Genomic DNA, 8,644 nt, shown 5'->3' with positions numbered 1-8,644 from the left:
GGTCGACCAGCCGGATACTGCTGCCATTGAGCGCCAGCATCCGGTGCACGATCAGCAGCCCGAGCCCGCCGCTCGTCACCGCACCGCCGCTCATCGGCCGCTGCGGCCGCTGGAACAGCCCTTCGCGCCGCGCCGCCGGAATCCCTTCCCCGGTATCGGCCACGGTCACGACCACGCGGTCGCCGCGCGGCTCCAGCGCGACCTCGACCTCGCCGTGCGCAGGCGTGTGCCGCAACGCGTTGTCGAGCAGGTTGGTCAGTACGCGCTCGATCATCCCGAGATCGGCCGACACGACCGGCACCCGCGGCGGAATCCGCGCATGCAGTGCGACACCGCGCGCCTGCGCGGTCAGCTCGAATTTCTGGAACACGTCCTGCACGAGATCGACGAGCGAGAACGGCTCGCGCTCGGCCTGCACGCCGCCCGATTCGAGCCGCGCGAGTTCGAACAGCGCCTGCGCGAGCCGGCCGACCTTCGCGCTCTGCGCGAGCGCGATCGACAGGTAGCGCCGCCGTTCGTTCTCGGCGAGCGTGTCCGACTTCAGCGACAACGTCTCCAGGTAGCCATGCAGCGACGTCAGCGGCGTCCGCAGGTCGTGCGAGATGTTCGTGATCAGTTCGCGCCGTTGCTGGTCCTGGTGCGTCAGTGCGCGCCACTGGTCACCGATCCGGTCGGCCATCTGCGCGAACGCGGATTCGAGCACGACGATGTCGTCGCCGCGCCGGCCCGGCCGCGAACGCGGCACCGGCGGCTGTGTGTCGGGCGTGCCGTTCGCGTCGAAGCGGCGCATCGCGTCCGTCAGCCGGCGCAGCGGGCGCGTGATGAAGCTGAACGCGGTGAGGCCCGCGAGCAGGCCGAGCAGCGCGACCAGCGCCATCGACCACAGCGTCGTGCGCAGCACGTTGCCCGCATCGACGCGCGCGGCCAGCCGGTCGTGCGCCTCGCCGAGCAGCACCACGTAGATGTAGCCCGACGGCGGCTGCCCCGCGCGCTGCAGCGGCGCGGCGCTGAACACCTTGCGCGCATCGGGGCTGCGCGGGTCGTCGCCGAGGATCGGCAGCGGCTCGCCCGCGATGAAGCGCTGCACGGGCGCGAGATCGACGCGGTCGCGCTTCACGTGGCCGGGCGGCGCATCGTCGCCCTTGATGCGCCCCGCGTTGTCGAGCAGATAGACCTCGACACTCGGGTTCACGCCCATCAACTGGCCGAACAACGTGCGCACGGCGTCCGGGCGCAGCCCGTTCGCGTCCATCAGCGGTGCGCTGTGGGTCACGCTGTCGACGATATTGGCGGCCAGGTCGCGCGACAGCCCCTGCACGACTTCCTGCTCGCGCATGTCGTTCGCACGGATCTGCAGCCACGCGGACGCGCCCGAGCAGGCGAGCAGCAGCACGGAGAACACGAGCGACAGCCGCTGGGTGAGCGTGAGCTTCATCATGCGTCCCGCTGGCCCGGCGCGGCGAGCTTGTAGCCGCGGCCCCACACGGTGAGGATCCGCACGGGCTCGGCCGGATCGGCCTCGATCTTCGCGCGCAGCCGGTTGATATGGGTGTTGACCGTGTGTTCGTAGCCTTCGTGCTGGTAACCCCACACGGCATTGAGCAGATCCATTCGCGAGAACACCTTGCCCGGGTGCCGCGCGAAGAAATACAGCAGGTCGAATTCGCGTGGCGTGAGATCGATGCGTGTGCCGTCGACGCTCGCTTCGCGCGCGATCGGGTCGATCGCCAGCCCCGCGACGTCGAGCGTGCCCGCGTCGATCCGCGAATCGCGCGCGAGCGCATCGACGCGCCGCAGCAGCGCCTTCACGCGCGCGACGAGCTCCAGCACCGAGAACGGCTTGGCCAGATAGTCGTCGGCACCGAGCTCGAGGCCGAGGATCCGGTGCACCTCGCTCGAGCGCGCGCTCGTGATGATGATCGGCGTGTAGCGCGTCATCGCACGCGCGCGCCGGCAGATTTCGAGGCCGTCGACGCCCGGCAGCATCAGGTCGAGGATCAGCGCATCCCAGCCGCCCTGTTCGAGCAGGCGCAACCCTTCGGCGCCGTCCGCGCTGTGCACGACCTCATAGCGCTCGTCGCGCAGGTGCAGGCTCAGCACGTCGGCGATGTCAGCATCGTCCTCGACGATCAGGATGCGTTTCGGTTGGTCCATGGCGGCGGGCGGCGGCACGTCGGTGCCGAGGTCGGGTATCGGTTCGGGCCGGCCCCGGTCCGGCTGGCCGGGTTCCCGGGGGTGAATCGCGGCAACGGGCCGCGCTGCCGCCATTGTGCAAAATTTTGCGGCGCGGCGGGGAGTGATCACATTTCATTTAACTTTGGCCGGTGCGCGTGCCGGGAGGCAATACTGGCATGGCTCTGCGATCCGGCCCTTGGAGGACGATTCTATCAGCCGGTGCGAACACGACGTACGCTCAAAAAAGCGGAAGCGATGACGCGGCGATCGGTGATCGCTGGTGTGAGTGGGTGTGATGCCATGGCATGCTGCGCAAGCGTTCCCCACCGCATTCCGTTTGCGGAGAATGTAGACGCAGTGCTACAAGCCGTCTCAGCCAACTCGCATATAACAAGCAGTACAAACCACTTTTCAAAGTAAAGATCGTGCCAACTGACACTCACGATCATCCGCATTGATCAATACCTGTCGGTTAGCGATACGACCGAAGATGCCATTCCTGCGCAGCGAGTTCGCGTGCAAGTCGGTTCGGCACACGAGCGGCGCATGTCGATCAACCCGCCCGCTTCCCGTGCCTCCCCTCCCGCTACTCTGAATCCGCCTGTGCGAACCCGAGCGTAAGACCAAAAGCATCGAGGATCGTCGCCGCAGTCGTGGCCATTCGCTTTGCCATTGCCTTCGGCGTCTCGCGCGTGGCCCCCTGGCGAAGCCAGTGCACCGCCGTCCAGACCAACCCGCCGCCAAGCACCGTCAGGCAATCCTGTTCTGCTTCCGTGCGAACACCTTCATAGGGCGGAAGGATGCGGCCCGCGACGAACGTCACCAGTTCATCGAAAAACGCCGATGTCGCCGCGTCGTTGAATACCGTCAGATAGAAAGGCTCGTGCGCATGCAGATGCTCGAGAATCAGCGCGGTTTCCACCTCCATCGACGTGACGAAAGTGGCATTCGGCGAGTTCAGCAGTTTGCCTTGCTCCTCGACGAATGCGAAAGCGTTGTCGAGCCTCACCAACGCCGCCCGCTGAGCGGCAGTCTGGAGATCGGAAAAGTGTTGATAGAACGTGGGGCGAGCGACGCCCGCGCGCTGCACCAGTTGAGCAATGCTGAGTTTGTTCAGCGGCGCCTCGTCGAGCAGTTCGGTCGCGGCGCGAACGAGAGCGTCGTAACTCCGTTGAAAGCGAGGATCGGCGGGATTAGGGCTTACATCAGGGGGCATAAAAAGCTCTGGACACGTGGTTTTGTCTATTTTACATTTGTTCAATAGATCGAGATGCGATGCGCCGACACACCTCTGAAAGGCTATTGAAATGAAATCCTCCTCCCTCGTCCCCCAGCCGCCCCTGAAACCCGTCATCGGTCATTTGATGGAGGTCCTCGGGCCGTCTCCGCTTGCAAAGATGATGGATCTCGCGCGCACTTACGGGCCGGTCTATTGGTTCGAGGTGTTCGGCCAAGGTTACTACGTTGTCAGCGGACAAACACTCGTGAATGAAGTGTGTGATGAAAGCAGATTTCAGAAGTGTGTACACCAATCGCTGCTCGAACTCAGACCCGCGATCGGGGACGGGTTATTTACGGCGTTCGGTGACGAACCGAACTGGGCCAAAGCGCATCGTGTGCTGATGCAGGCGTTCGGCCCGCTCAGTATCTGGTCGATGTTTGACAAAATGGTCGACATCGCCGACCAGATGTTTCTTCATTGGGAGCGGTTCGGCCCGGAGACGCCGGTCGATGTGTCCGATCACATGACTCGACTGACGCTCGACACGATTGCCCTTTGTGCGTTTGATTGTCGTTTCAACAGCTTCTACCGTGAAGATCAGCATCCGTTTGTCGATGCCATGGTCAACACCCTCAGCGAGGCCGGAAAGCGCGAGTTGCGACCAAAACTTGTTTCGAAGTTGATGGTCAATCGCAGTCGAAAGTTCGACGCGGACATCGAAGTCATGCGGTCGCTCGCGACCAAAATGATCGAGGACCGGCGGAAGAACCCGCACGACAGCGAAGAGTCGATGGACCTGTTGGACCGAATGCTGAACGGCATCGATCCGGTGACCGGAGAAAAACTTGATGATGAGAACATCGTCTTTCAGATGATTACATTTCTCATCGCCGGACATGAAACGACAAGCGGGCTCCTGTCCTTTGCCACCTATTTCCTCCTCAAAAACCCGGACATCCTGCAGAAAGCACGGGACATGGTCGACGAGGTTGTCGGCAGCGAGACACCCCGGATCGAGCATCTCGCACGCCTTCGTTACATCGAACAAATCCTCATGGAGACGTTGCGAATCTGGCCGACAGCGCCGGCATTCGCAGTGAAACCGCTCGCCGACACAACGTTCGGCGGGAAATATGCCGTTTCTCCCGACGACATCATCATGATCTTGACTCCCATGTTGCATCGGGATGTGAGCGTCTGGGGCGAGGACGTCGAGGCGTTTCGTCCGGAGCGATTTGCCCCGGAGAATGCGGAGCAACTGCCTCCCAATTCATGGAAGCCCTTCGGCAATGGTGCACGTGCCTGTATCGGCCGCCCTTTTGCCATGCAGGAGGCCCATCTCGTTCTGATCATGCTGCTTCAGCGATTCGATTTCTCGTTCGCAGATCCGGACTACGAGCTGGACGTCGCCGAAACGCTTACGCTGAAGCCAGCCGGTTTCCGGGTGAACGTGAAACCGCGGGCCCGAGGTGCGCTTAAAGTGCCCGATACGGCCCCTCACGCCCGCTCGAGCGCTCAAAGCCCCAGCGTCGCTCCGGTTCAGTCGATCCCTGCCAGCGAAGATGTGTCGAATATGCTCGTCCTCTTCGGGGGAAACACCGGTTCCGCCGAGTCCTTTGCACGACGCATTGCAGGCGACGCGAGCCGTCATGGATTCCACGCCACGTGCGCGCCGCTTGACGACTTCGCGGGGAAACTCGACGGACATCCTGCAATCGTGATCGTCACCGCTTCCTACGAAGGACAGCCGCCGGACAACGCCAGATCATTCGTCCCGTATGTCGAAGCACTGGACGAGGGTGCGCTGGACGGCGTCCATTTTTCGGTTCTTGGGTGCGGCAACAAACAATGGGCACGGACATACCAGGCGATTCCCAAGCGCGTCGATGAAGCGCTCGAGAAGGCCGGTGCTACGCGAGTGCACTTCAGAGGCGAACTCGATTCCGGTGGCGACTTCTTTGGTGAATTTGACCGTTGGTACACCGAAATGTGGAATCGCTTTGCAACTAGCGCCGGAAGGGAAGTGTCGGTTGTGCAACATGGCGATACCGCACTGAAAGTATGGTTCGCCGAAAATACCCGTGAAAAATTGCTGAATGTCGGCGACATGGCGCATGCCTCCATCGTCGACAATAGAGAACTGGTTGATATCAGCGTGGCTGGCAGCCGCTCCAAAAAGCATATTGAATTGAAACTTCCGGAAGCGATGACTTATCGATCGGGAGATTACCTGGCCGTTCTGCCCCGCAACTCGAAATACAACGTCGATCGCGTCTTGCGCCGGTTTCGCGTGAGCTGGGACACTCAGGTCGTGATTGAAGGAACGTCAAGCAATCCACGCCTTCCGCTCGGCCAGGCAATGGGTTGCGGTGAACTGTTTTCGAGCTATGTTGAACTCGCCGTCCCCGCAACTCGGTCACAAGTATCCAGCCTGGCCGCTACCACGCGTTGCCCACCCGAGAAGGTCGAGCTTGAGCGCCTGAGCGCCGACGATTTCGAAGGCGAGATTCTGGGAAAGCGGACAACCGTCATGGATCTGCTCGAACGCTTCGGGTCCGTCGATCTGTCGCTCGATAAGTTCCTCGATATGCTGCCCGCGCTGAAAGCACGCCAGTACTCGATCTCGTCTTCCCCGCTTTGGAAAGCAGACCATGTCACGCTGACGGTAGCAGTGGTCGACGCACCAGCGCTCTCCGGCAATGGTCGTCATGAAGGGGTGGCGTCGTCGTATCTCGCGCGACTCAACACGGGGGACAGCTTGTCCGTTGCAGTCAGGCCATCGAATGCACGCTTTCGGCCACCAGCCGAACCCAATCTTCCGATGATTCTCATCTGCGCCGGTTCCGGTATCGCCCCATTCCGCGGCTTTCTGCAAGAGCGCGCATTACAGCAACAGCGGGGGGAGAACGTCGGCACGTCGTTGCTCTTCTTCGGGATCGATGACCCCGACGTTGACTTTCTCTATCGCGACGAACTCGACGAATGGGCACGATGCGGTGTGGTCGAAGTGATGCCGGCTTATTCAAACCGCCCGGAGGAAGGTGCTCGCTTCGTTCAAGACAAAGTCTGGCTGGAACGCGAGAAAATCGCCGCACTGTTTGCGCAAGGTGCCACCGTCTTTGTCTGCGGGGACGGAAAGAATATGGCACCCGCCGTACGTGCCACGCTTGGTCGCATTTATCAGGAGACAACCGGCGAGAACGATGAAAGCGCCAGCGCGTGGATCGACACGATGGAACGGGAGCATGGCAGATACGTTGCCGACGTGTTTGCATGACGGTAACAAGATTCATGCAGCGTCCCGTGACTTCCGAGAAGCAAAAGAAGGCTTGACCTGCCCCGCTTTCGGGAACACTCGCGACTCGTTCTTCGATCCGGGCCTGCGCTTTCTTGCCCTTGCTTCCCTCAATCGGGTTCCTGTCGAGTTCTGGCCGGAACCGGATTGGCAGATTTTCCACTCGTTTCGAGAGGGCATGCCGTATCAAGAAAGGTGGCACGAGAGCAGGCGTTGAAGCCGCATGAAACGGCTGAATTCGATTGATAAAAACATCGGATTCCTACAAACGCTGACGTGCTCTGTAGTTTATCTCCGAACCATTCCGCAGCGGGGATGGCTACCCTCCCCGCATACAGGCATTCAGAGGCCCGCCCCGAGTGAGATGTTGTCGTGTCTCATCTTGTCGTCTCGAGAGCAAACGAGACGACAACTACTCACTCAGCGCCCCTGCGGGAATCGCAGACGTCGCCTGAACCACCAAGCCGCGCCAACACACATCTGTCCAGGTCGAATTGCGTGCGTCAGTGACACGAATGTCGCCCTTGGTCCACGCCTCGCCTTGCGGCGCAAGGCGTGACCACATTTTTGCATGCTCGTCGGAACGACGCTTCGCCGTTCAACGGCTACACCATTCGAAAGCGACGGGTTAACCATGATCGACCGTCGAAAAACGCCATGTTAACTTTCTCGATCAGACGACTTGGTCATTTGACCTTATTCGTCACGATTACGCCAGATCACCGGAAACCCCGGCGAATCGCTCCGTGTCTGTCGCCTATGGAAACAGCGACTGGACTTCCCGGAGGTCACGACAACGTCGGGAACAACGTGCGCGTTCCGTCAACTGGCGTGAAAGGAACGTATGGCAGAAAGCGAAGGCATATACAGTCAAATGACTCAGTCAAACATTCTACTTGGTGTCTGGATCACCACCCGAATCAGAACGTGACGCCGCGTCTGATTTACCCGTCCACGCAACTTTGAGGCAACCATGAACGCAAATATTCAGAACATTCAGGGCGCGCTCCCCACCGTCCCGAAGCAGACCAGCGCACAAGAGATCGTGTCGCTCATGAATCAATATGGCGGAGTCCGGATCAAGAACTATCTGACCCAGGAGCAAGTCGCGAACATCAACCGCGAGGTCGATGCTCCGCTCGAGCGGCTTCGCGAAGGGTCGTCGCACGAAAACGAACTGATCAAGGAATTCCACGGCACCTATACCAAGCGCCTGACGAACATGGTCACGCACAGCAGGACTTTTGGCGACGTGCTGGACGACGAACTCTTTCACGAGCTCGGCGAGGTGCTCTACCGTGAAGAGTCCGGCGATTGGTGGCTTTCGACCGCGCAGGTCATCGACATCGGCCCGGGCAACACGGCACAGATGCTGCATCGCGATGTCGGCAATTTTCCGCCCCTGTGCGCGCTTGGAATCAACGGGCCGACGGTGTTCACCAACCTCATGATTGCCCTGACGCGCTTCACCGAGGAAAACGGTGCCACCCGAATCATTCCGGGAAGCCAGAACTGGGACGAGGATTACTTCGACAGCAAGGGCACGCCCGACATGACCATCGCCGCCGAGATGGACGCCGGCGACGCGTTGCTGTTCAGCGGAAAGGTGATCCACGGTGGCGGCGCGAACGTGACGCAGAACGAGCGCCGGCGCGGGCTCACGATTCCGATGCAGCCGTCCTACCTGACTCCGGAGGAAGCGTATCCCTTCATCGTCGACATGGACACCGTGCGACGCCTGTCGAAACGCGTTCAGCGAATCATCGGCTTCCGCTCGCAATACCCCGCTGGCACGCCGGGCCTGTGGCAAGTCGACTACGACGATATCGCCACGCACCTCGGCCTCTGAACCACGAACAGACGCCTGCATCGGTCCGGGAGGGGTGATCCCCCTCCCCGTATTTCCTGATGCACATGCGCGGGCCACGACAGCATCACCACCAGCGAGACAT

General features: G+C 61.0%; 5 protein-coding genes. 2 read left to right on the top strand and 3 right to left on the bottom strand.

Features of this window, described 5'->3' with window-relative positions; all coding sequences use genetic code 11:
• From JYJ84_RS03215 to JYJ84_RS03205, 3 genes are all read right to left on the bottom strand, one after another.
• A partial coding sequence (locus JYJ84_RS03215; RefSeq protein WP_205189115.1) for a HAMP domain-containing sensor histidine kinase occupies positions 1 to 1,435 on the bottom strand: 1,435 nt, incomplete at its 3' end.
• Positions 1,435 to 2,154, bottom strand: coding sequence for a response regulator transcription factor (locus JYJ84_RS03210; RefSeq protein WP_122950671.1), 720 nt, complete (start codon positions 2,152 to 2,154; stop codon positions 1,435 to 1,437). The genes JYJ84_RS03215 and JYJ84_RS03210, both read right to left, overlap by 1 nt.
• A 607-nt stretch (positions 2,155 to 2,761) precedes the next feature.
• Positions 2,762 to 3,391, bottom strand: coding sequence for a TetR/AcrR family transcriptional regulator (locus tag JYJ84_RS03205; RefSeq protein WP_122950400.1), 630 nt, complete (start codon positions 3,389 to 3,391; stop codon positions 2,762 to 2,764).
• A 91-nt stretch (positions 3,392 to 3,482) separates the two neighbouring features.
• Here JYJ84_RS03205 and JYJ84_RS03200 point away from each other — a divergent pair, with 91 nt between their 5' ends.
• On the top strand, positions 3,483 to 6,674 hold the full coding sequence (locus tag JYJ84_RS03200) for a cytochrome P450 (protein WP_175221934.1): 3,192 nt from the start codon (positions 3,483 to 3,485) through the stop codon (positions 6,672 to 6,674).
• A gap of 991 nt (positions 6,675 to 7,665) precedes the next feature.
• Positions 7,666 to 8,541, top strand: a complete 876-nt coding sequence (locus JYJ84_RS03195; protein ID WP_122950398.1) for a phytanoyl-CoA dioxygenase family protein — start codon at positions 7,666 to 7,668, stop codon at positions 8,539 to 8,541.
• Positions 8,542 to 8,644: the final 103 nt, after the last annotated feature.

The sequence above is a fragment of the Burkholderia sp. LMG 13014 genome (assembly GCF_905232215.1).
In the GTDB taxonomy this organism is placed as follows: domain Bacteria; phylum Pseudomonadota; class Gammaproteobacteria; order Burkholderiales; family Burkholderiaceae; genus Burkholderia.
The sequence above is the reverse complement of the archived record's forward strand: the minus strand, read 5'-3'. Positions and strand labels throughout refer to the sequence as shown.

Bases quoted from the DNA above. Each gene is read 5' to 3' on its own strand.
- JYJ84_RS03195 (WP_122950398.1), top strand. From the start codon at position 7,666: ATGAACGCAAATATTCAGAACATTCAGGGCGCGCTCCCCACCGTCCCG.
- JYJ84_RS03205 (WP_122950400.1), bottom strand. From the start codon at position 3,391: ATGCCCCCTGATGTAAGCCCTAATCCCGCCGATCCTCGCTTTCAACGG.
- JYJ84_RS03210 (WP_122950671.1), bottom strand. From the start codon at position 2,154: ATGGACCAACCGAAACGCATCCTGATCGTCGAGGACGATGCTGACATC.
- JYJ84_RS03200 (WP_175221934.1), top strand. From the start codon at position 3,483: ATGAAATCCTCCTCCCTCGTCCCCCAGCCGCCCCTGAAACCCGTCATC.